Annotated in this window: 16 protein-coding genes and 1 pseudogene; 6 read left to right on the top strand and 11 right to left on the bottom strand. The window is 62.1% G+C overall.

All coding sequences use genetic code 11. The features are described 5' to 3' along the window. The first annotated feature begins 43 nt into the window (after positions 1-43). Together K8U03_03400 and K8U03_03395 are read left to right on the top strand one after the other, a co-directional pair. Complete coding sequence (locus K8U03_03400) at positions 44-1,345, top strand: DUF1501 domain-containing protein (protein ID MCE9603928.1); 1,302 nt, start codon at positions 44-46, stop codon at positions 1,343-1,345. 355 nt (positions 1,346-1,700) lie between these two features. Then, positions 1,701-3,509: a DUF1080 domain-containing protein gene (locus K8U03_03395; protein ID MCE9603927.1), complete on the top strand. Its 1,809-nt coding sequence runs from the start codon at positions 1,701-1,703 to the stop codon at positions 3,507-3,509. A 73-nt stretch (positions 3,510-3,582) separates the two neighbouring features. On the opposite strand, the gene K8U03_03390 is transcribed toward K8U03_03395, so the two are convergent. Beyond that, complete coding sequence (locus K8U03_03390) at positions 3,583-4,326, bottom strand: MBL fold metallo-hydrolase (GenBank protein MCE9603926.1); 744 nt, start codon at positions 4,324-4,326, stop codon at positions 3,583-3,585. An 83-nt stretch (positions 4,327-4,409) separates the two neighbouring features. After that, a complete protein-coding gene (locus K8U03_03385) occupies positions 4,410-8,045 on the bottom strand; it encodes a hypothetical protein (GenBank protein ID MCE9603925.1) in 3,636 nt (1,211 codons plus the stop codon). Between the two features lie 316 nt (positions 8,046-8,361). Here K8U03_03385 and K8U03_03380 point away from each other — a divergent pair, with 316 nt between their 5' ends. Both K8U03_03380 and K8U03_03375 read left to right on the top strand, forming a co-directional pair. Beyond that, positions 8,362-9,639, top strand: coding sequence for a nickel-dependent lactate racemase (locus tag K8U03_03380; GenBank protein MCE9603924.1), 1,278 nt, complete (start codon positions 8,362-8,364; stop codon positions 9,637-9,639). 244 nt (positions 9,640-9,883) lie between these two features. Then, positions 9,884-10,840, top strand: coding sequence for a tRNA-dihydrouridine synthase family protein (locus tag K8U03_03375; protein MCE9603923.1), 957 nt, complete (start codon positions 9,884-9,886; stop codon positions 10,838-10,840). 76 nt (positions 10,841-10,916) lie between these two features. Here the strand turns inward: K8U03_03375 and K8U03_03370 are convergent, their stop codons facing one another. The 3 genes from K8U03_03370 to K8U03_03360 all read right to left on the bottom strand — a co-directional run bounded on the left by K8U03_03370 (position 10,917) and on the right by K8U03_03360 (position 15,693). Further along, positions 10,917-12,020, bottom strand: coding sequence for a hypothetical protein (locus tag K8U03_03370; GenBank protein MCE9603922.1), 1,104 nt, complete (start codon positions 12,018-12,020; stop codon positions 10,917-10,919). Positions 12,021-12,522: 502 nt separating this feature from the next. After that, complete coding sequence (locus tag K8U03_03365) at positions 12,523-13,134, bottom strand: superoxide dismutase (GenBank protein MCE9603921.1); 612 nt, start codon at positions 13,132-13,134, stop codon at positions 12,523-12,525. Positions 13,135-13,371: 237 nt separating this feature from the next. Continuing rightward, on the bottom strand, positions 13,372-15,693 hold the full coding sequence (locus K8U03_03360; GenBank protein ID MCE9603920.1) for a diguanylate cyclase: 2,322 nt from the start codon (positions 15,691-15,693) through the stop codon (positions 13,372-13,374). A gap of 244 nt (positions 15,694-15,937) precedes the next feature. Here K8U03_03360 and K8U03_03355 point away from each other — a divergent pair, with 244 nt between their 5' ends. Then, a complete protein-coding gene (locus tag K8U03_03355; protein MCE9603919.1) occupies positions 15,938-16,792 on the top strand; it encodes a fumarylacetoacetate hydrolase family protein in 855 nt (284 codons plus the stop codon). 80 nt (positions 16,793-16,872) lie between these two features. Here K8U03_03355 and aroB read toward each other — a convergent pair. The 6 genes and pseudogenes from aroB to K8U03_03325 form a co-directional block, all read right to left on the bottom strand. Continuing rightward, positions 16,873-17,879 (bottom strand): annotated as a pseudogene (aroB, locus tag K8U03_03350) (3-dehydroquinate synthase). Positions 17,880-17,934: 55 nt separating this feature from the next. Beyond that, entirely contained in the window at positions 17,935-18,156 is a 222-nt protein-coding gene (locus K8U03_03345) for a hypothetical protein (protein MCE9603918.1), read from the bottom strand. A gap of 132 nt (positions 18,157-18,288) precedes the next feature. Next, positions 18,289-20,160: a hypothetical protein gene (locus K8U03_03340; protein ID MCE9603917.1), complete on the bottom strand. Its 1,872-nt coding sequence runs from the start codon at positions 20,158-20,160 to the stop codon at positions 18,289-18,291. 89 nt (positions 20,161-20,249) lie between these two features. Beyond that, positions 20,250-21,830 (bottom strand): hypothetical protein, encoded by a 1,581-nt coding sequence (locus K8U03_03335; protein ID MCE9603916.1) that lies wholly within the window; start codon positions 21,828-21,830, stop codon positions 20,250-20,252. A gap of 29 nt (positions 21,831-21,859) precedes the next feature. Then, positions 21,860-22,522, bottom strand: coding sequence for a hypothetical protein (locus K8U03_03330; protein MCE9603915.1), 663 nt, complete (start codon positions 22,520-22,522; stop codon positions 21,860-21,862). Between the two features lie 112 nt (positions 22,523-22,634). After that, positions 22,635-23,057 carry a PIN domain-containing protein gene (locus tag K8U03_03325; GenBank protein ID MCE9603914.1) on the bottom strand — a complete coding sequence of 141 codons (423 nt, stop codon included), beginning with the start codon at positions 23,055-23,057 and terminating at the stop codon, positions 22,635-22,637. A 394-nt stretch (positions 23,058-23,451) separates the two neighbouring features. Here K8U03_03325 and K8U03_03320 point away from each other — a divergent pair. Next, on the top strand, positions 23,452-24,032 hold a 581-nt coding region (locus K8U03_03320; protein ID MCE9603913.1), incomplete at its 3' end, for a sulfatase-like hydrolase/transferase.

Genomic DNA, 24,032 nt, shown 5'->3' with positions numbered 1-24,032 from the left:
GATCACGATTGTTTCTTTTAGACTTGGGAGATTACGAATGTCCATGAATCGTCGTCATTTTATGTCGCACATGGCCGCTTCAGCCGCGCTCACCGCGCCGGTTGCCGCGTCCTTCACCGGGGCCTTGCGTGCCAACGCTAAGGAACTTCAGAAGAAGCAAAAAGCTTGCATCATGTTGTTCATGAATGCTGGGCCCCCAACCATCGACATCTGGGACCTCAAGCCGGGCGCTCCGACCGGTGGTCCGTTCAAAGAGATCGAAACGTCGGCTCCCGGCGTGAAGATCAGCGAACACATGCCGATGATGGCCAAGCAAATGCACAATGCAGCGATTCTTCGCTCCATGAGCACCCGCGAAGCCGATCACAACCGTGGTCGCTACTACATGCATACCGGCTATGTGCCGAACCCGAGCGTCGAGCACCCGAGCTACGGTGCCGTCGTGGCCCGCGAATGCGGTAACGACAACATCGACATTCCTCCGTTCGTCTCGATCGGCGGCGGCAGCTTCGGCCCAGGCTTCTTGGGCGCCAGCTACGCTCCGTTCGTCGTCGACTCGAACGGCGACGTCCGCAACTTGCGGATGGACATGCAACCGGAACGGTTGGCCCAACGCCTCCAAATGCTCAGCCAAATCGAAGGGGGCTTCGCCTCCTCGAGCCGCGGCGATGCTCCGATCGAACACAAGAAGGTGATCGATCGCACCGTGGCCCTCATGACCAGCGATCAAATGAAGGCCTTCAAAATCGACGACGAACCGGACGCCGTGAAGGAACGCTACGGCGTTACCGTTCCGGGCGGAACGGCCGCTGCCGGCCAAGGCATGATGCGTCGTAACACGACCTTCAGCCGTAGCTGCTTGGTCGCTCGCCGCTTGGTCGAACGTGGTGTGCCGTTCGTAGAAGTCGAAATGGGCGGCTGGGACTTGCACAACGACACCCACAACACGTTGAAGAACAACCTGTTGCCGGTTCTCGATCAAGGCATGAGCGCCCTCATCGAAGACCTCGCTCAACGGGGCATGTTGGAAGACACCTCGGTGATTTGGATGGGTGACTTCGGCCGTACGCCGCGTATCAACGCTCGTGCCGGTCGCGACCACTGGGCTCGCTGCTGGTCGACCATCGTCGCCGGTGGTGGTACCAAGGGTGGTCAAGCCGTCGGTGCGACGAACGAAGACGGCACCGCCGTCGCCGACAACGTCGACCCGATCAAGTCGGAAGACATGATGGCGTCGGTTCTCAAGGGCCTCGGCATCTCGCTGGAAACCACCTACACCAGCAAGAACAACCGCCCGATGAAGATCGCCAACAGCGGTAAGGTCATCAAGGAATTGTTCTCTTAATGAGCGGTTCGAAGGGTCGCCGGTCGTAAGATATCGGCGACGAGAAGCAAGTTCGTGATCTACGGCCGGCCGCGGGTTCTCCCACCCGCGGCCGGTCTTTTTTTATGCGCCTGCATCCGCGCTTTGAACTCCATCGTGCGCCGGCCGATCGCACGTTTATCACGGCATTGTCGATGGTCGGTTGCGACGACGAGTCATCGCAAATTCGGCCGTGGAAACGATCGGAGAACGATGCTTGATTTTAAGTCGCACGCAACGGCAACCAACTTGAAATAGCGTGGATGTTCCCCCCATGCGGGAGTAGAATTCGTTCTCTCCTTGCCGACACTCAGTGAACTTTGCGCGGTGATCTAACATGGCTCGTAATCGATTGCGGATCTTGTTCGCGTTTTGCACGATCGTCTGTGGGGCTTGGAGCGACGATCTCGCTTGGGGCCAACAAGCGCCAGTGCCGACGCAAAAAAAGCCCGGCGCAATCGCGCCTGCCGAAAAGCTTGGCGAAGGAACTTGGGAAGAGATCGATCAGCGTCTTATCTTCCTCATGGTTCGGTTAGCAAATCTCGAAGCCTCGCTCGATGCGGTCGAAAACGCGATCGGCCATGCCACGGGAAAGCGCAATGCGAGCCTCGGTGCGGCCAAGCGGGCGGATCTCGGTAACGAAATCATGGACCGCAAGGGAGGCGGCCCGATGAAATGGTCCGAGTTCTACGGTCGGACCGCGGAGAAGTTCTTCTACCATCCGGTCGACGCGAAAACGTCGTACCACACGGTTACGGTTCTGAATCCCCAAGCCGGCGCCGAACGGAGCGGCATCGGCGGCAACTCCGGTGTGCCGCAGCATCAGCGTCCGCCGCAGTTCGACTACATCTACCGTGCGAATGAAAGTGCTAAGGCGCGCGCCGAGCAAGAGGCGTCGGAAATGCGCGGTAAGGTCGATGTGCTCTTGGAGCGACGACAGCGACTCGAGGCCGAACAAGCGGGCTTGTGGTGCGAAGTCGCCTTTCGCGCGGTGTCGCACTACGACTTGGATAAGAAGCCGCTTTATCGTTTCGAGCCGTTGATTGTCGACGCGACGACCGCATCACGACAACAGGCGAATACGGTCAAGGCGGCCTCGACCTTCATGCGTTTGGCGCTCTCGATCATCGAGGAAGCGCAGAAGGACCAAGCCGCTACGTTCAGCAAGATCAAGCCGGCCGTTGCCGAGGCGCGTCAAACGCTCAGCGATGAGTTTCTGCGGCTGGCCGTCGATGCGACGGATCGTACGACGGCGGAAGGGCGCTTCGCGCTGCTGGCGAAGCGTCTCGACGACATCGCCAGCAACTTGTCGGATAGCTATGTGGTCGCCATTGAAGGAGACCAAGCGAAGGACCAACAGCGCAAAGATACGTTCCGCGCGCTGCTGCAAGAATCGCTCGTCGGCTACGCTCAGATCATCCTAGCGCTCGACGAGATGTCGACCGAGATGAAAAACGATTGGAAGATCAAGCCCGACGTCGAAAAGCCGTTACGCTTTTTGACCTTGGACAAAGTGACCGCGCTTCCGCTCGTCACGTTGCCGAAAGAGACCGCTCCGATCGGCGATAGTCCTGCCATGCCCGACGCTCCTAGTGAGGGAACGTCGCTGACGAACGCGGCCTCGAAGCGAAAGTGGCGTGCGGAGCGGCTCGATCTCTGGACGATCGAAAACGACGAGATCGCTTCCAACGGGGGCTTCAGTAAGAAATACGATTATTGCTTTTTCGGCGGCCGGACATTCGACGATTTCGAATTGAACGCCGAGGTGCAATACAGCGTAGGTGGAAACGGTGGATTCATTCTTCGCTCGGGACCCGTGCCACGCGCCGACGGACACATCACGGGGTACGAAGTACAGGCCCATGGTATCGAGGTCGCGTCGAATTATACCGGAAGCATTTATAAGTTTCCGATGTCCGGTAAGAACTCGGTCGTCTACCTCACCGGTGCCGGTCTGGCTTCACCGAACAACTGGTTCAAGGTACGAATCGTGGTGAAAGCCACGAAGATCACCGTGTACATCGATGGTCGACAGGTCGCCGCTTACGACGATCAAGTAGCACCGATCAGATCTGGTTACATCGGCTTGCAAGCCTCGCAAACCGGCTCGATCCGCTACAAGAACATTCGCGTGAAACCGCTTTAAGTCGGTTGTTCGGCGCCACTCGTGGTTTGCACCGCTCTGCCTCTCAGCAGCCTCGGCATCGGAACCGCGGATTCTAAAACTCGATCTCGCGGCAATCTTCCGCGAGCATCGTGTTGGGAAAAATCTTCTGCGCGGTCGGCAAGCCGATCGGGTCGACTTCGCTGATCAGCGGGTTCAAGTGCGTGAGGACCAGGCGACCGACTTTCGCGGCTCGCGCTAGTTCGGCCGTCGGCGTAGTGCGGCTGTGGCCGGTTTGCGCGGCGAACTCTTCCGGCGTATCGTCGCCGAAGTAGCATTCATGCAACAGCAAGTCGACGCCGCGAATCCGCTCGAGATACGGTGAATCGGCTCGGGCCGTCGTGTCGGTGACGTAGGCCATCGAGCGCTCCGGCCAATCGAGTCGGAAGCCGATCGAGCTGCCGGGATGCTCCAACGGAAAATGCGTCAGCGTCCCGCCTCCTGCGAGCGCCGTACGCGGCGCGATGGGACGAAACTCGCAATCAGGCATCACCGGAAAAATTTCCGAGTGAAACAAATGATCGCGCACCGCGGCGATCTTTTCCGGCATGCCGTGTACCGTGATGCGGCGCATGTTCTTGTCGAACAACGTGCCGAGCATGAAGGTCAGGCCCGCGATGTGGTCGAGGTGCGCGTGCGAGAGAAAGATGTCGAGCTCTTCGGTCGCGATGAAGTTGCGCAAGCGATACATGCCGGTGCCCGCATCGAGCACCACGCCGATTTCCGGCAACGCATAGCACGCCGTTTGGCGCAAGTCGTTGGGGTGGTATCCGGTGGTGCCGAGCATGACGAGTTTCATATACGCGCCAGTGTACCGCGCGGCTCGTTCGCGCAAGAAGTGAAATTAATCGGTTGCTCGGCGGAAGCGAACGGAGCCGTGGTCTACCGCACGCCGGCTCCCGGCGTCGGGTTCGTAGCGCCTGGTCCGAAGAGGCGATTCAAACCGCGTCCCAGTGCTTGTTCGGCCGCGTTTTGCCCTTTATTGAGTGCTTCTTGGGCCGCGGTCTCGCCGCGGCCGAGCGTCTTTTGCAGGGCTTGTTGAGCCGCTTGTTCGACGACCTGCGCCGTGGCCTGAACGAACGCCTGACGGTCGAGCTTCGGCTTCGACAACGTCCCGCCGATCGGCACGCGCACGACTTGTCCGCCGGCCGCCGACAGGTTTCCGAGCAACTTCGCAGGCAGCGCGACCTCGGCGACCAGCGAGAGAGATTGATCTGCGATGCCGACCGAGCCCGACGTCCGAACGGTGACTTCCGGGAACGCGAACTCGAGGTTTTGATGATAGAGCCGGCCTTGGATCATCTTGAAATCGACGTTCGACTCGCGCGTCAGGCGCGCTTGCGAAGGAATTTTTACGAGCGAGGCCAACTCTTGCATGATGAAGCCCGGCCCGACTTCGATGTCGTGTACCGTCAGCTTGCCGGTGATCGAGCCGGCCGTCGGGTCGTGGAGCGGCAAGCGGAACTCTTGCACCTGCATGGAGAACTTACCTCCGACCTGTGCCACACCGGCCATGATCGGCATGACGAACTTCAATCGCTCGTTCGCCATCTCGGGCGTAATCGTAACGTGGTCGATGACGAGGCCCGGATCGATCGCCAGCTCCATCGGCTCGGGCCCGACGCGCAAGGCCGGCGAGATGCGCACGCGTCCTTCGCTGATCGGCACATCGATCATGCTCGTACGCAAGACTCCTTGCGCGAGTCGCGCGTCGACGTTTCCTTTCGCGATCGGAACGCCGTAGAGATTGATGCGATCCCAACCAAGACGTGTCGCGGCCGTGATCTTGTCCCACGCGATGCCGTTGCTCGCGCCAGTGCCGGGCGGGCGTGTGTCTACCAGCGGGCCTGCGAATTGAAACGGTTGCGTCTCGCGTCCTTCCATGACGAACCCTTGACCGACGTAAGGCTGCGCGATCGGCGTAAGCCGCGCGAGGTCATACGTCGCCTCGCCACGGCCATCGAGCACGCAGGCTCCGGAGAGCTCAGTAAGTTTGCCGGTCGCCATCAAGCGGATCGCATCGGCGGCGAGCTCGAGTCGTTCGATCGAGGCGAGATCGCGATCCGGTTCATAGATGCCGCTGCCGAGCAAGCGCACCTGGGGCTCGCGCCAGAGCGCGACTCCTCCCTGCCCGACCGCGAAGTCCTTGACGATCGTTTCAAACGACATGGCCGTGACGTTGCCGGTTTGTTGCAGCTTGGCCGTAGCATTGAGCAGGCCAGCGTATTGCCAAGGGAGCGCGGCCGCAGCGGGAGCACCGGCCACGGCGGCGGTGGGAACGATAAGCCGCGCGAGTTCGGTGTTCAGCGCGACGTCTCCCTTCAGCTCCATCGGCCGGCCGGTCGGCGTCGTGTAGGTCAGGTTCTGCACGGTCATCTGCGTGCCAGGGCTCATCAGCTTCGCTTCGGCGATGGTCGTCTGCTTCGGTGTGTAGCGGCCGACGAGCGTGAGCTCGCCGTTGGGTTCATCCACGGCCAGCCCGTAGCCGGCGATGCGGAGCGGTTGCGCGCGGAGCGTCGACTGCGTGATTTCGAGATCGCTATAAGGGCGGAACTTGCCGACGGCCGTGAGTTCGGCTTGTCCCTCGGCGACCATCGTTGCAGGCAGGCCTGCGAAGGGGCGAATCCGCGCCAGCCAAGTATCGAGTCGGCCGCGCCCTTCAAGGGAGACCGGAACGACCAATTGAAGGTTCGCGAAGTCGACCGAAGGTTGCGTCGTGCGGAGCGTCAGTTGGTCTCCCTCGGATTGAATGCCGACGGCCGCTTGTTCGATGCTCGTGACCATGAAGCCCAGCGCGCTGCCGACGGCCTGCACGCCGACGACGAGTTGCCGTTCGGTCCAAGGAGCGTAGCCGGGCGCGAGGAGACGAAAGCCGTCGATCGTGGCCGTGCCTGCGAGATTGAAGCGGTTCGCCGCTTCGTACGTCCAAGAGCCTTGAGCGGTCCCTTCTCCGGCGAGTTGAACTCCTTCGAAGTCGAGAAATTGTTCGGCTCGCTGCATCAACAGCGCGAGCGAATAGCGGGCCGACACATCGAACGACTTCGCCGAGTTCACCCCGTCGACGGCGAGAAAATCCGAGCGACAACTCAGCTTGTCGATCATCGGCCCTGCCGCGCCGTCGGCGATGGCAAGCGTGGCTTGGAGCGGTTGTTGCCATGCGACGACCGCACCCTTCGAGAGGGCCGTGAGGCCCGAGGTGTTCAAGTCGATCTGTCGCCGGCGGACTCCCGTCTTGTCGAGGCCCGCCACAGCCGAGACGACGATCTCGCCGCCGGTGATTTGGACGTCGTCGCGCACTCGCAGCACGTGCGGCATCGCCTGCCCGATCTTCGCGAGGTCGACGCGGGCCTGCAGTTGACCATCTCCCTGAGCGAGAAGATTCAGCAGTTGCATGGCACCGGTCGCCGTGAACAGGCGGCGGTAGTCGGCCAGCGAGCCGCTGAGCTGAAGGCCCGCCAGATCGCACGTCGCGCTGAACTGTTCGACGAACAGTCGGTTCTCCGCCACGCTCGCCTTCAACGGCAGATCGATTTGCGCGAGGCGGACTTCATCTCCTTGCAGCTTCGCGCCGCCGAGCGCGAACCGGCTCACGTTGAGTCGTCCGGCGATCTCGGCGGTCGGTTGTTCGGCGGCGAGGTCGAACTTGCCGATGAGCTTGCCGGAGAAAAGGCCGGCGTAATCGAGCCCGGGCAGAAAGCGCTTAGCGAGGGTATGCACGAGCTCCAGCGGCAAGGCGGTGACGTCGAGCGCGATGTCTCCTTGGGGAGCGGTCGGCTTGCCGGACTCGGCCGTATCGTGCCAATTCAAGCGACACGACCAAGGGCGCGGGCCGTCGGCAAGAATCATCGTCCCCTTCACATCGACCGACAGCGGCGTTTCGCCGTCCGGCAGAATGACGACGCCGTTCAGTTTATCGAGCGACCAACTCCGACCGGTTGCTTCTTCGCGCACCTCGGCCTTGCCGTCGACGACTTCGATCGCTCCGGCAACCTTCGTCGAAGGAACTCCCGGCGGGAGCGGCTCCGTGAACTTCTTGAGAACCTCTTCGAGATTCGTCGTGCCGTCGGCACGGACGAGCAGCGTGAGCAGCGGGCGATCGACTCGTAAGCGGCCGAGTTGCTTCGGCGCGGTGATCAAGCTCCAGAGTCCACGATCGCACGAGACTTCCTCGGCCGTTGCGACGGTGCGCCCTTGATCGTCGGTGAGCCCGATGGCCGAGGCGGCCGGAGTGGAGAACCAACTAAGCGAGGCGCTGCCGCAAGAGACGGTGCCGTTGAGGTCGGCCGTTCCCAGCGCGATGAGCCGGCCCAACAGGGGCGTGCGGCTGATGATCTGCGGCGCGAAGCCGAGGAGGAGAAGCAACACGAAGCCGACGATTCCAAGCTTGCGCAGCCCACGGCTGCGCGGCGGATCGGCCGGCGTTTCCGCCAGCCATTGTTCGACCGTCTTATGCGATGCAGTAACCGGCGACGGCTTCGACGAGGTCGTCTCCGGATGGGAACCGGAAGCTCCATCCAAATCGTTAGTTCGTTTTGAATTCGCCATGACGCGTTCGAGCTTTCCGATAAATGCGCGAGACGGGCCGAACCAAGCCTGAGGAAATAGGCCCAGCGGCGGCCGGTCGATATGCCGGGACGGAGCGCGATTTTAGGGACGTCGTCGTTTCGCTCCTAGACCGACTCGCGACGACGTTTCGCTCCTCCTTCCCGCAACAGTAGCGCATCTCGTTAGTTTGCTTAGTCGCTCGGGCTTTCGCTACAGGGTATCGCTACCGCGTCGGCGTAAGATTAAAATCGGGGGCAGTCGTCGTTCGTTCACTCGGGGGAGTCGGACCATCGTGTCGAGTTATCCACGCATCTTTCGTGTTCGGCAGCATTTCACCGGGCCCACCGTCGCCGACGTCGCGGCCGAAGTGAAAAGCGAACTGAGCAGGCTGCCGCTCAACAAACGGATCAAACCAGGCGAGAGCGTCGCCGTCACTGCCGGCAGCCGCGGCATTGCCAACATCGCCGTTATCATACGCGCCACGGTCGCGCATCTCAAAACTTTGGGGGCCGAGCCGTTTATCGTTCCCGCCATGGGGAGCCACGGCGGCGGAACGGCCGAAGGACAGGTCGAGATTCTGACCGGCTACGGCATCACGTCGGAGTTTTGCGGCTGCCCGATTCGGGCGAGCATGGACACGATCGTCGTGTGCGAAACGAAGGAAGGCTTTCCCGTCCATTTCGACAAGCATGCCTCCGAGGCCGACCATGTGCTTGTCGTCGGGCGCGTGAAGCCGCATACCGGTTTCGTCGGCGACATCGAAAGCGGGCTCATGAAGATGATGCTCATCGGTCTCGGCAAACATCGGGGGGCGCTCGTCTACCATCGCGCGATTCAAGACTATAGCTTTCCGCAGATCGTCCGGAGCGTCGCCGGCGAAGTGATCGCGAAATGCAAGATCGTCGCGGGCTTGGGAGTCGTCGAAAACGAGCGCGAAGAGACGGCGAAGATTCAAGCGGTGTTGCCGGAAGAACTGGAAGCCCGCGAGAAGGAACTACTCGTGCTCGCGAAGAAGTGGATCCCGCGGTTGCCGTTCGATCGGTGCCATGTGCTATTGGTCGATCAGATGGGGAAGAACATCAGCGGCACCGGCATGGACACGAACGTCGTCGGCCGGAAGTACAACGACCACAAAGCGATGGAAGACGAGTTCCCGAAAGTTAAGGTGATCGCGATCCGTTCCCTGACCGAAGAGACGCACGGCAACGCGACCGGCGTGGGCATGGCCGAGTTTTGTCGGAGCCGCGTGATCGAACAGATCGACGAGCGCAAGACCCGCATCAACTGTCTTACGGGCGGCCACGTCGCAGCGGGAATGCATCCCTTCGATTACGCGACCGATCGCGAGATTCTCGACGTCGCCCTGCCGACGATCGGCTTGGCCGAGCCGCCGGAGGCGAAGGTGCTGTGGATCCACAACACGCTCGACCTGGTGGAAGTCGAATGCAGCGAGGCTTACTTGCCGCAGGCGCGCGGGATGTCGAATTTGGAAATTCTCACCGAGCCTCGCGACTTGCCGTTCGACAAGCTCGGGAACCTGCCCGACTCCGTAAAGGGTTGGCGATGAGCGCGATCCAGCTTGGCCCATCTGAGGCGAGCGGGGGCAGTGATGCCCCCGTTAGAATCGCGAAAACGCAACGCGCCGGCTTAGCTCTGCAAAGTAGCACGCACGTTCCACGTGCCGCGGCCTCGCCGACGTCGATTCGTTATCGCGCGACTTCGTTTGCGCATCCTGGCGTGGTTTGCGCTCCACTTTCCCGTGTGGTTACGGCACGTGGAACGTGCCTACTACATTGCGGTCGGCGCAGAGCATGAAGATCGGGCGCATCGCGGTTGCGCATCCGTTTCTGCTCGCTCCGATGGAGGAGCACACCAACTTTCCGTTTCGCATGCAGATGAAGAAGCACGGCGCAGCGCTCGTCTGCACCGAGCGGGTCGACGGCGCCGATGTCGCGGCCCGCGATCGAAGAGCCCTGCGGCTCCTCTATACGATGCCGGGAGAGTCGCCGCGCGTCGGACAAATCAGCGGGCGCGAACCGGCGATGATGGCCGAAGCGGCGCGCGTCGTCGAAGAACATCACTTCGACGGCGTCGATCTCAACTTCGAGTGCCCGATCCGGCGGCTGGTCGGGCGCGGGGAAGGAGGAGCCCTGCTAGGCGATCCGCCGGCGATCGGAGCGATCGTCGAAGCGGTCGTGCGGGCCGTTTCCATTCCGGTCACGCTCAAGATCCGCAGCGGACCCGACGCCGCCACGGAGACCGCCGTGGAAGTGACGCAACGGGCCGAGCAAGCCGGAGCGTCGGCCGTCGAGGTGCATTGTCGGAGCGTGCAGCAGGCGTATGTCGGAGGGCCGGATTGGCAAGTCGTGGCGCGAGCCAAACAAGCGGCGACGATCCCGGTGTTCGGCAGCGGCGGCGTGCGCGAAGCGGCGGACGCCGTCCGGTTTCTACGCGAGAGCGGAGCCGACGGCGTCGGCATCGGGCGCGGCTGCCTCGGGAATCCGTGGCTGTTCGCTCAATGCCGTGCGTTGTGGCTCGGTGGAAGTATGCCGAAGCCGCCGAGCGCGCAAGAGCGCGGCCGAGCCGCACTCGAGATCTTCGAAGAAGAAATCAAAATCTACGGCCAAGCGCTGGCGCTACGCCGGTTGCCGCGCGTGAGCTGTTACTACGCGAAGTTCGTCGCCGACTTCGCCGGCTTCAAGACCGCCGTGCAGAAGGTGCGCAACACGGCCGATTTTCGGACGTTGGTGCGCACGCATTTCGTGTAGCGCGCGTGCGCATAAAAAGAGCGAGCGGCAACCAGTGCCGCTCGCTCGCTTCGTTTCGATATTCGTGACGGTTCGACTAGCCGCGAGTTTGCGGATAGGCGCCCCCTGCCGGCGGATACGAGGCAGGCGTGGCCGTCGGAGCGGTCGTCGGCGGAACCGCGTAGCGACCGGCCGGTGCGGCCGATGGATTGACGGTCGTCGGGATCGGGCTCGCTGCCGGATAGGTCCCCGTGGTTCCCGGGCGGAAAGCACCCGGAGCGGCCGCGGCGGAAGCCGTAGCCGTCGGTTGGTAAGGAGCGGCGCCCGGGGCGACGAGTGGGCTGGCCGGCGGCATCGCGTAGCTCGGATTGTTGGTCGAACGGGAAGCGGTGCTGGCCGTAGCGTTGCCCGAGGTGTTTGCCGGAGCGGCGTACGAGCCGGTCGCGGTGGCACCGTTCGAGGTGTTCAACGGTGCGGTGTTGCCGCCCCATGCTCCGGTCGGCGTTGCCGTCGAGCCGGTGTAGGCCGAGCCCGTGGCTTGCGGCGTACCGTAGCGAGGATCGCTGGCGAAGTTGTTCGCCGGTGCGGCGGCTCGCGGAGGAACGGCAGCCGTGTAGGCGGCTGGAGTTGCATTGCCCGCGGCGTAAGGATTCGCACCAGCCGGTGCGGCACCATACGGAGCGGCGCCGGCCGTAGCGGCGTAAGGGTTCTGGGTCGGAGCCGGAGCGGCGGCCGCACCTGGATAAGCTTGGGCGTTGTAGTAACCGTTTTGCGAGGCAGGCGCCTGCGGTGCGGCTGCGACCGAGGAGCGAGCCCCGGCGGCGTAGGGATTCGAGCCCGGTTGAGCACCGTAGCCGACTTGTGCGGCACCGTACGGCTCGTTCGAGCTGACCGGAATGTTCACGTTACCGCCAGGAGCGGCGTATGGGTTCGCACCCGGCTGTTGGGCCGTGGCGTAACCACCGGCGGCGGGAGCAGCGCCGTAAGGAGAAGCGGCCGGACGGCCCGCCGTGGCATAAGGATTCGCTCCGGCACCCGCTGGGCTGCCGTAGGTATTGGTCAACGGCGAAGGGGTCGCCCCGGCGCTCGGAAGGCCTGGAGCACCACCGTTGGCGGCGATACCCGCCGGCGGCGTGCTCGAGTAGGTGCTGCCTGGAGGGGTCGTTTTCGCCGCGGTGGCGAAAGGCCACATCTTCGGCATTTTCATCCCTCCGGTCGAACAACCGACGGCGCAGGATGTCAACAAACAGAACAAGGCTAACCGCGCAGGATACGCTCGCATGAAGATGCGTCCTTCCGCAAAGTGACCTGCTCGACGGCATCGGCTTCCCGGCGCAACAACCCTGTCGCGTCTTTTAGCCGCCCGTAAACCGAGCAGAAGTGTCTTCGAAGTATCGGAGATGACCCGGTGCCGGACATCCTGTCCGAGGCCGAGAGTTTCGAGATGTGTTTGGGAAATGCTTGCCGCAGGTCCGCCGGACTCCGCAAGGGAGCAGCTTTACTACGGCAAGGTGGGGCGGGAGTATAGCGAGCGCGATGGGCCGGTCAATGCCAGTTTCATCGGGATCGATTGATTCCGCATTGCGACAAGGTATCGGCCGACTTCGCCGCAGGCTTGAATGAAAAAACGGAAAGGCCGAGAGGATTTCTCCCTCAGCCTTTCCGCAGTATGCCTAACTTCGTCGAATTTTCGATCCGCGCAACTACTTGGTAGCGGCGGCGTAGCGTTCGGCGACGGCCTTCCAATTCACCACGTTGAAGAACGCGGCGATGTAGTCGGCCCGACGGTTTTGATAGTTCAGATAGTAGGCGTGTTCCCACACGTCGAGGCCCAAGAGCGGCGTGTTGCCGTGCATCAGCGGGCTGTCTTGGTTCGGCGTGCTTTCGACGACGAGCTTCTTCGACTTGTCGACGCTGAGCCATGCCCAACCGCTGCCGAAGCGCGTGAGCGCGGCCTTGGAGAAGTCTTCCTTGAACTTCGCGAAGCCGCCGACATCTTTCGCGATCGCATCGGCCAGCGCGCCGCTCGGCTCGCCGCCGGCGCCCGGGCCCATTACGGTCCAGAAGAGCGAGTGATTCGCGTGTCCGCCGCCGTTGTTGCGCACCACGCCGCGGATGTTTTCCGGCACGGTGTCGATCTTGGCGACGAGCTCTTCGACCGGCAGATTGTCGAACGCAGTTCCTTGAATCGCGTTGTTCACGTTCGTGATATACGCTTGATGATGTTTGCCGTGATGGATCTCCATCGTCTTCGCGTCGATGCTGGGCTCGAGGGCGTTGAACGGATACGGCAGAGCGGGCAGTGTGTAGGCCATGATTTTCTCTTACTCCCGATCACCCTTGAGGCGCGATCGATGAATCGAAGGGATGGAAACGCAGACGTTATGAAGCGAATAGGGAGGAATTCGCCCGAGCCGGTTGCGAGCGGCAGAGGGAATTCTCTGCGCCGAACATAACGGATGCTTGCGCGGTTTTCAATCGGGTGCGCAAGGGCTTGCGATGTCAACCGGCCGCGGAGAATCGGCCCGGTTTCGCGAACGTTCGCGGCGTCCTTACCGGGCTGCGTCGTCCGCTTCTTCCACTTCCCGAGCCGCCGCCGCTCCGCCGAACAGATTGCGGATGCTTTGCCAGATCCCGCCCGATTCGTCTTCCGTCACCGCTTCGACGCCGTCGACGTCGATCGCCATCAGGTACGAACGCAAGCTAGCGACCAACTGTCGGGCTCGTTCGAGCGCGGCGGTCGTGCGTCGTTCGCGGCTCTTCACCGGGCTGATCATTACCGTGATCCGGGTCCGTTTGAAGACGGCGCGCGGATTGCTTTCTGGTGCGAACGACTCTTCGTGGATTCCTAAATCGATAATCAAGCGAATCGAGCGATCGCTTTGGCGCTTGAAGAGGGGCCCGCCCCGATCGCCGCCGATCCGCAATTGCACACGGCTCCGATCGGCCAACACGATCTCGGCGTGATGGTCGGCGACGAAGCCCTTAAGCTTCTCGACATTCCGTTCCAGCGGCGAATCGCTGGTCATCTCGCGCTTCAAGAGCATGTTGCCGGCAAGCCGCTTGCGCGACGAAGCCGTGATCTTCGGATCGTCTTCGGCTCCTTGAGCGTCGCCGCCGACGCCGAGCTGCACGACTCGGTTGCGGCCCGTCTCTTTGGCGGTGAACAGCGCGCGATCGGCCCGCCGAAGCATCGTTTCCGGCGTGTCGCCGGGCTGCACTTCGGTGACGCCGAAGCTCGAGGTGACGCAGCGCTGGCCGAGCGATTCGTGTTTCATCATGCCGAACGCGACCCGAACTTCTTCGGCGCGCTGTGCGGCGGTAGCGTTGTCGCAGTCGGCGCACAAGAGGACGAACTCTTCACCGCCGTAACGGGCGACCAAGTCGCCGGAGCGGCAGAAGGTTTTCAGCAAGTGGGCAACGGCCTGAATGATATGATCGCCGGCCTGGTGGCCGTAGGTATCGTTGATCGTCTTGAACCGATCGATGTCGGTCATGATCAAGCTGCAAGGCCGCTTCGTTTCGCGGTGCGCTAAGACGAATTCCTTGAGCACGCGATCGAACTCGGCCCGGTTGGCGACTTGCGTCAGCGCGTCGCGCGTGGCGAGATCGTGGAGGTTCTGGCAGCGTTGTTCGAGCGAAATCTCGGACGAGACGTCGTGCAGCAGGAGTGTGGCGCCGGCGATGATGCCCGCGGCGTCGAGCACGGGAATGGCATGCACATCGACCGCGAGTGGCTTACCGCCACGGCCGGAAATATGGAGTCGGCGTAGCCACTGCGTTCCGCCGGCGACCGCCTGCGCGACCGGGCACTCATGCTCCGCGATCGTTTTTTCTCGCTCATCGCACAGCTTCAGCAAGCTAGGTACGAAGTTGCGCGAGACCATGCTCTTGCCCGAAATGCCGGTCAAACGCTCAGCCCCTTGGTTCCAATAGAGAACCTTGAGATAAGCGTCGACGAAGATCACGGCGTCGTGCATCGAGTCGAGCATTTTCGTCTGGAAGATCGATTCGGTCGACAGCGGGCCCATCGGCGCTTGAACGCGGCCGCGGCGATATTGCCCCTGCACAATGTTCGGGTCGAGGTCGGCGAGCCACCGATTGCCGGCGATGAGCTGCATCGCCAACGGATCTTTCTCGAACAATTTACTGAAGACGGTCACGAGGTCCGGATCGAACTGCGTGCCGGCACAACGGAAGAGCTCGTCGAACGCACGTTGCACCGACATCGCCCGGCGAAACACATGATCGGTCGTCATCGAGTCGAACGCGTCGACGATCGCCAGCATGCGCGAACCGAGCGGAAGTTCGTCGCCGGCGAGATCGCAATCGCCGCGCTTGCCGTCGAACCAACCGCGAGCGTAACGAATGATGTCGATCACGCCGTTCGAGGCGCTGCAGCTCCGTAGGATCTGCTCGCCCATGAGCCATTGGCAGTCCATGATCGCCGCTTCTTGCGGGCTGAACTTGCCGGGCTTGGCGAGAATCGAGTCGAGCACGCCGATCTTGCCGACGTCGTGTAAGAGCGCCGCCAACTCGAGCTCGTCGCGAAGCGTCGACGGCAACGTCATCATCTCGGCCCAACCGGAGCAGCAAAGCGCAACGCGAAGGCAGTGTTGAGCCGTCGGTTCGTGCTTCCAACGCAGAGCCGCATAAAGACTGCTGCCGATGCCGAGCCGGGCTTGCACGAGCGTGCTTTCGGTCTCGAACGAATCGACGATCGTCGGACGGCCGACAACCTCTTGCTCGCCTTCGTGGAGATCCTCCATGAGCGTCGACAACTGCGCGAGCCGGCCCTCGGCCGATGCTGAAACAGCATCGGCGGCGACGCGCTCAGGCGGCGTCGAGAGCGGGCTAGATTGACGGTTGTCCATCGTTATGGAGTCGTAGCGCAAAGGTGAGGTGCCTATCGAAACCTAGGTCACGACCGCGCCGACGGCAAACCACAGAGCTAATCCACACTAAGAAACTGTCATTTGCAGCCGGATTTAACGAAAGTCGCGAATTTACGGCTTGCCGTCTCTTGCCGCTTTGCCATGAGCCGGGTTCAATAACGATTCCGACAGGTAAACGGCCTCATCGACCGTTCCGTAGACGCGACCGCGACAGGAGAATTCCGTGAAGTTCGTCAGCTATCAGAGCCCGACCGGGGCGCGTGCCGCGGCGTTGCAAAACGGCCGTTACGTCGATCTTAACGCCGTCGACCCGACCCTTCCGGCCACGCTGAAGGAGCTGATCGCGCTCGGTCCGGCAGGAGTTGCACGGGCCGCGAAAGCGGCTCAAAACGGGGCTCCGCTCCCCGACGGCATTCGCTTGCTCGCCCCGATTCCCGACCCGCAAAAGGTGATTTGCGTCGGTCTGAATTATGCCGACCACGCGAAGGAAAGCGGCGTGGCCCCTCCCGACGAGCCGGTCTTCTTCAGCAAGTTTCCGACCGCGGTTTGCGCGCCGCACGACCCGATCGTGCTGCCGAAGGCGAGCACGCAAGTCGATTACGAAGCGGAGTTGGTCGTCGTGATCGGCCGCGGCGGAAAGAATATCTCCCGCGCCGACGCACTGTCGCACGTCGCCGGATACTGCCCGGGCCACGATGTATCGGCTCGCGATTGGCAGCTCAATAAGCCCGGCAAACAATGGCTGCTCGGCAAGACCTTCGACACGTTCGCCCCCTTCGGGCCGACCCTCACGACGCCCGACGAAGCCGGCGACCCGAACAACTTGCGAATTCAACTTCGGCTCAACGGCACGACGATGCAAGACTCGAGCACGACGCAACTCATCTTCAAAATCGATGAGCTCGTGGCGTACATCTCGAACGTCGTGACGCTGCTGCCGGGCGACATCATCTTCACCGGCACGCCGCCGGGAGTCGGCATGGCGCGGAAGCCGCCGGTATTCCTGCAGCCGGGCGATGTCGTAGAAGTCGAGATCGAGAACTTGGGCACGTTGTCGAACCCTTGCGTGGCGTCCTAGCTTCGCTTAGTTCGAGCCGTGAGGAAGCGAAAGTCGGCGCCGTCGCGCCGCTTGTGGTTTCGCGGAAATCCGGCGTTAACTCAATCCTTCAGCGCCGCGATCACATCCTCGGGCGCGACGTTTCCGACCAGCTCGACGTGCCCCATTCGGCTCGGAAGCACGAAGCGTAGTTTTCCGTGTTCGACTTTCTTGTCGCGCCCCATCACGCGCAGCACTTCCTGCGGATCGAGCTCCGGGGTCTCGATGGGAAGGCCTAGAGCTACCAGCAGCGCTCGCTGGCGATCGACCAGCGCTTGCTCGATGCGGCCCATGCGCTCGGCCAGTCGCGCGGCGCACATCATGCCGATCGAAACCGCTTCGCCGTGCAGCAAGGTCGAGTAGTTCGTCAACGTCTCGAAGGCGTGGCAAAATGTGTGGCCGTAGTTTAAGACGGCGCGCAAGCCGGTCTCTTCTCGTTCGTCTTGGCTGACGACCAGCGCTTTCAGCTCGCAGCTCCGCGCCACGATCTCGCGCACCGTCTCCGGCTTTCGCGTGACGAGGCCGTCGACGTTGTCTTCCAGGTACGTGAAGAAATCGGCATCGAGAATCACGCCGTATTTCACGACCTCGGCCAGCCCCGAGCGATATTCGCGAATCGGCAGCGTGTCGAGCGTGGCGGAATCGACGACGACGCCGATCGGTTGCCAGAACGCGCCGACCATGTTCTTGGCGCCGGCGAGGTTGATCCCGGTCTTACCCCCGACCGAGCTATCGACCTGCGCTAAGAGCGTCGTCGGGACTTGGAGGAACGCGAGCCCTCGCGCGTACGACGCCGCGGCGAAGCCCGCGAGGTCGCCGATGACGCCGCCGCCGACGGCCGTCACGCGACGACGACGAGGTCGACCGCGATCTCCGCCTGGCTCAAGCTCTCGGCCACGGTCATCGCGTGCCGGTTTTCGACGTTCGCATCGGTGATGATGACGGCGTGCGAAACCTGGCGGCGCGTGAGCAGAAACCGGCCGGTGTCGATGAGATTGCCGGTGCCGATTTCGATCGGATAGCTTCGCTCGCCGAGCGCGACATGAACCGTTCGACGAGGAATTGCCATGCGCGCCTGACTCGTGCTTTCACCGAGAGAACCGTGCCGCTCAACGAGACGAACGCTACTTCACTCGGGCCACATCGGCGGCCGTCACGGTGATGTCGCGAGCGAAGCCGGTGTGCAGCCGCGAATAGTCGAGGTCGGCGGCGTCTTTCGCCGTGTTGTGCAATTTCTGTTCGAGCACGGCCTTTTCGGCGAGCGTCAGATCGGCGAATTCCACCGGCCAGATCGTATTGGCTTCGACGACCAGCGCTTCGCGGTAAGGATCAAAGGCGTTAGCCATCGCACAAATTCCCGAGAGCAAAAATTACCGGACCTGGGACGGAGCGTTCGTCCTGCGAATCCGCGACACGACGTCGCGGCAGTTAAAAGTATACTTGCGAGCGAAAAAGCGCGGAAGTGGGTCGCGCTCCCCTTACGGAGCAGGATTCGCCGGGGTCGGCGGCTGCGGAGCGGGTGGTTGCGTCGTCGAAGCCGGCTGGTTCGCGCTCTCCGCCGCTTCGAGCAGCATGCGCAACCCCTGCCGCAACAACGGCCGCCGCGGAGGTGCCCCGGTAGGCGCTGCATTCGGCACGCCGTTCAAGAACCCGGTCGGTCCGCTCGCCGGCGGATTCACATTCCCCTGCAGGCTTCCATTCGCCGGCGGTACCGGATCGATCCGGTCGCGCGGCGCCGGGCTCTGCTGATCTTGCGGCGCGAGGGGGCGCGACGTCGGAGGTGGTTGCTGCTGACGTCGCGCACGAATCGCCTGCAACATATCCAATCCGAGCTTCACCCCTTCGGCCGGCCCGAACGCCGGAGCCGTGGCACTAGGGACCGGCAGCGGCGGCACGGCGTTTTGGTTCACCGAGCCATCGCCGAGCGTCGGTGTTTGCGATGCCGGTGAACGGGGAGCGGGCGTCGGAGCCGTGGCCCATTGATAGAGCGACATGAGCTGTCCGACCGTCTCCGGCGGAATCTCGCGCATCAAATTACCACCGAACGACGACCGACCCGAAAGCCAATCGGCCGGCACCTTCTGAAACAAGAGTTGCTTCCAAGCAACCCCGAGCGGCGACAAATCGATTGCCGGCGCGCCGAGCTTGCCCCGAATGTTTACCGGCCACTGCTGACTCGAAAGCTGCCGCATCAAGGCGAGCTTTCGTTCCTCAGGGTTCGGCGGATGGATGCCAAGCGAGGCGACGAGGTCGAGCGTTTCGTCGAGCCCGACGCTTCCGTGCGTCTGCACGTCGATTAAGTCGGCGAGGCTGAAACGAAGCCCTTCGTGATGCAGCCGTCCGCCAGGAAGCATCTTGAAGACGATGACCGAATCGTGCGCGATGTTCACGAAGTCCGGAGCCGGGAGGCTTCGCATCAGATCGCCGAGGAACGGCAGCAGCGCAGCTTGATGCAAAATCGATTTCGTCATCGCGCCAGGCCCGACCTCGACCGTGTGCATCGTCAGCCGGCCCGAGAGATCGCCGCTGCCGAAATCTTTCCAAGGGAGTCGCCAGTCGTCGAGATCGATCGAGACGAGGCCGCGCACGCTGGCCGTCTTCGCGACGACCGGCGCGATGTACTTGAGCACGTCATTGCAAAGCCCGACCGTCAGCGCGCCCTTCGAGACGAGGTTGCCGCGCTCGACGAACAGCTCCGGCTTGCCGCTCTTCGAGACCTGAGCCGAACGGACGCCGACGGCGAGGTTGATCCCCGCGATTTGCCACGGCTCGCGCGTCTCGGCGGAGATGCCGCGGAGCGTGCCGTCGACGATCTGCGCCCGTGCGCCGAACGTGAGCGAGCGCGGCGTTTTCGCTTCGCGCTCGAGGATCGGCCCGAAGACTTCAGAGAAGTTGCTCTGCCCCTTCTCGCCGAGCGCGAGAAACACTTGCGGGCGTTCGATGCGAATGGTGCCGACATCGGCGCGGTCCCAAAGCATGCGCCACAGATCACGATCGGCTTCGACGGCCTCGGCAGTGATGAGCGGCTCGCGATTGGCCGACGAGCCCGGCACCGGCTGCGAGTCGGAGCGCGGGTGGAGCGCGAGGCCTCGGATCGTCAGGGGTGAAAACCAGCCGACCGAAAAGTCTTTGATGACGACGTCGCCGTTCAAGTCGCCGAGGAAGCGGCGAATCAATCGGTCGCGGAGTTCCGGATTCTTGGAGACGATCGTCGGTGCGGCACCGATCAGGCCGACGACCACGAGCGTCGTCGCGAGGCCGATCCGTCGGACCCAGCGCCATTTGCTTTTGGGTCGCGGTGCCGGAGACGGGAACGATGCCGACGGCGGGACGGGAACTGAAGTATCCATAGCGACGATTCTATAAGAAGCGCACGCTTCGCACGGCATAAAATCCGGCTTGAGGGAGCTTGCGCACCTTCTGCTTTACGCAGCCGACGCTATTTAGGTTTCACCGGTGGACGAACTTTCACATACGACGAACCGAGGGCGAACGAGTCTTTCCCCTCGACGTAAACCCGGACGTAGTAATCGCCTCGGTCTTCGAGCAAGGTCGAGAGCGACCAATCCGCCGGCACTCCGGCCGGCGCCTCGGATGCGTTCCGGCCCTGTGCTTCCTGGAAATCGTTTCTCTTATATTGCAGCGGCGGCTTGCCGTCGTAGGTGTCGCGCTCGAGCGGAGGAAGACGCAACCGATCGCGACGAATATCGAACTCGACGAAGGTCTCTCCCGCGATCGGGCTGGTGGTGCCGAACTTAACTTGCTCACCGGCCCGAACTTCGCTCGGCGCTTGGATGCTCACCGTTTCCGGATGCTTCAAGCGCAACAGCGGATCGCCCAGGAGGTTGAACAAATGCAAATTCTCGATGCGCTGCGCTTTCAAGTCGGCGGCCATCGGCATCATCGCGGTTGCCAGAGCGTCGAACTGTTTGTCGGCGTCGCTCGTACGGGGCTTCAGCGCGAGCCCGCGCTTAGCGTCGCGGAGAAGTTGTCCGATCGTCGCCGGCCGTTGCTGAAAGAAACCGGTCATCAACTCTTGGCCGAGGATCGACATGGCATAAGGCATCGTGACGCGCGTGCCGCTCATCACGGCGATCGGCCCCCCTTCCCTGCGCAGCATCTCTTCGGCGAGGCAATCTTGCGGGGCGTCGTAGGCACCCGAGTAGCATGAGAGAAACAGCGCGATCGGAGGATGCTTCTGCGCCTGAAGTTTAGCGACATCGGCCGTGCTGAAGATCCGATGCACCTTGCCGTCGGGCGTGCGGAAATAGTCGAACTCGCGCCGGCCACCGTGACCGATATAGACCCACATCAGGCACCCTTCGTTGAAGCGCTCGACGACCGTTTCGTGGAACTCCTCTCCTCCGGGAAAATAGGGACTTTGCCAACTCGCGTACGTCATCGTCGATACATAGGCCGGCGGTAGGTAATTCGTGATCAGCGTCTTCGCGGCCGCTTCGAGCGCCGCGTCGGCGACCGGACCGAACCCGCCGAGCCCGGCGATGAAGTTGATCTTCCGCCGCCACGGCCCGAAGTCGGTCGATTGCTCGTAGGCGATGATGCGCTTGATGAAGTGATGCAGCTCGTACGCCGAATCCACCGGCAAGCGACCGATCGCGGCCTCGGGCACGCCGTCGTCGTCGAAGTCGGCATACCAGTTGTCGGTCGGAATGGTCGGCTCGCTCCCGAACAAGACGTTGATCGTGGCGGTCTCGAAGTGCGTCGGCACCGTGAAGGTGCGCGCGGAGGGATTAAACGGCGACGGGTTCTCGACATCGCCGATGATCAAGATCGAGAGCTTCGGCTCGGCGGCGTAGGCGGCGCGCAGTCGGGCCTTGATCTCGGTCGGCTTTTCTTCACCCGACACCATCGCGACGACGTGCCCCTGCTTCTGTCGATACTCGATCCACGGCCGCAGGGCTTCTTCGAACGGGCCGGGACACACGACCATGACGTCGGCCGGGCGCGCGGGCTCGGCGGCAAGCGTGGTTAGCAGCAGCGAACAGACGAGCGAGAGCATGAGCGACGGATCCTGTCAGAAAGGCAACCTTAAACACCGAACCGAGGATCGCCGCCGAGCAACTCCGTGCGGCGTGCTCGAACGTCGCGCCGTGCGGCCGGTAGCAACTCGCAAAACTTCTCGGGAAGCGGATCGAGCTTGACCCGCTTCATCACTTGGTTCAATCGCCGAAACAGCCGGCGGTCGTCGGGATAATCGCAGAGAAACCGTTCGCGCGTAAAGAGCGTTATCCAAACGGCGAGCCGTTCCGTGCGCCGCGGTTGCATCCGATTCACCGCTTCTTCGACGACCCAACCCTCGACTTCGCCGAACGAACGATAGTATTCTTCGATCCTGTCGGGCCGGTCTTCCATGAGCGTCGAATCGAGCAAAAGCTCGACGAGAATATGGCCGAGAAAGTGCGGACGAAGTCCGTCGTCGGGCGGGAGCAGGTCGCGAATCTCTTTCGTAAATTGCAGCGAGAGCTCGACGAACGCCAGCGAACAGTGAAACTCCGCGTCGTCGGCATGGTGCTGCGCCACGCCGCGGGCCACGCGCGCGAGCAGCCCGTCCTCGCCGTCGACATGCCGCGCCGCATCGCGCGGCCGAACCCGAATCTTCCGATCGATGACGGACAACAGATCGGGAATCGCCGTGCCGACGAGGAAGTAGGGATCATCGAGAAAGCGGTAGCCGTGAGCGAAGTAGTTCATAGCGAGACCGTGACTCAGAGCCCTGACCGATCAACCATCGCAAGCATTCGCGGCTTCGTTTTGCGGCTGGGAGACTTAATGAATTATTCAGACGGACTCACGGGGGATCGGGCTACTGCAGAATCGTCCGCTTGACGTCGTCGTAAACTTTGAAGCCTTGATCGAACGTGATTACCTCGAATCCGGAGATGCGCGCGAAAGCCGCGAGATAGGCGTCGTTCCAGACTTTGGGAGAAAACGACTCGGACTGCGTATAGCTTCGCCAAACCGGCTCGATGCCTGGCGGCTCCGAAGCGAACTCCACTCGCGGATCGGCGAATATCGTATCGTAAGCCTTCCAAGCATCGCGCAACGATACGACCTCTGCACCGACGATGGCCTTGCTGGAAGCGAGGCGTAAGAATCCTTGCTGAGTCAAGCGACAGAAAAACAAAGTATGTTCCACGGCGGTCTCAAGCCACACCTGGGCGGATTGATGATGCTTATGGCCCGCAAACGCTAAGGCCAGCCAGACGTTGATGTCAGGCAGAAGCATCTTGTTGGTCCAGGACTTCGGCGATTCGCTCGGCGGTAATGTCTAACGAACCCGGATGTTCCGACGGGATGATCGGGAAAACGATCCGCCGCCTCGGCCTCTCAGTCGGAGCGGAAAGCTTGATCGGCGAAGCGACCGGAAGCAAAACGGTTACCTGCGTTCCCTCAGGCAAGGTAACGCCCCCTTCCAACACCACGACGCCGTTCCGTATGTGACCGGAGATAACCATGTCGATATTTTCTCCCTGCGGCTGTGTAGAATCAAGGTCAGAGCGATCCTCCCCGCGCCGTTATTCCGATATTTCGCACGTTTCCCCAAGGAGTTTCCTTTGCCTCGCGCTTACCGTTGCTTCTGTGTGCTTTGTTATCTCACGGCGGCGGCGTTGGCCGCGACGATGGCGTTGGTAGCGAACGACGTCGAGGCTGGCGAGCCGAAACAGCCGCCGAACATCGTGTTTCTCTTTGCCGACGATCACGCCTACCAAGCCATTTCGGCCTACGGTTCGACGATCAACCGCACGCCGAACCTCGATCGCATCGCGAACGAAGGGATGCTCTTTCGCAATTGCTACGTGACGAATTCCATCTGCGGACCGAGCCGCGCCTGCATCCTCACCGGCAAGTACAGCCATCGCAACGGCTTCTACCAAAACGGCGACAAGTTCGACGGCGCGCAAACGACGTTTCCGAAGCTTCTGCAAGCCGCGGGCTACCAAACGGCGATGATCGGCAAATGGCATTTGGAAACCGATCCGACCGGCTTCGACTATTGGAACATCCTGCCGGGACAAGGGCTCTACTACAATCCGCCGATGATCGAAAACGGCAAACGCACGGTGCGCCCCGGCTATGTGACCGACCTTATCGGCGACCTCTCGCTCGAGTGGTTGAAGAATCGCGACAAGAAGAAGCCGTTTATGTTGTTCAGCCAACATAAGGCTCCGCATCGGGAATGGGCTCCCGCGATTCGCCACTT

It is taken from the genome of Planctomycetia bacterium (genome assembly GCA_021413845.1).
Lineage (GTDB): Bacteria > Planctomycetota > Planctomycetia > Pirellulales > PNKZ01 > PNKZ01.
This window is presented reverse-complemented; position numbering and strand designations above follow the sequence as displayed.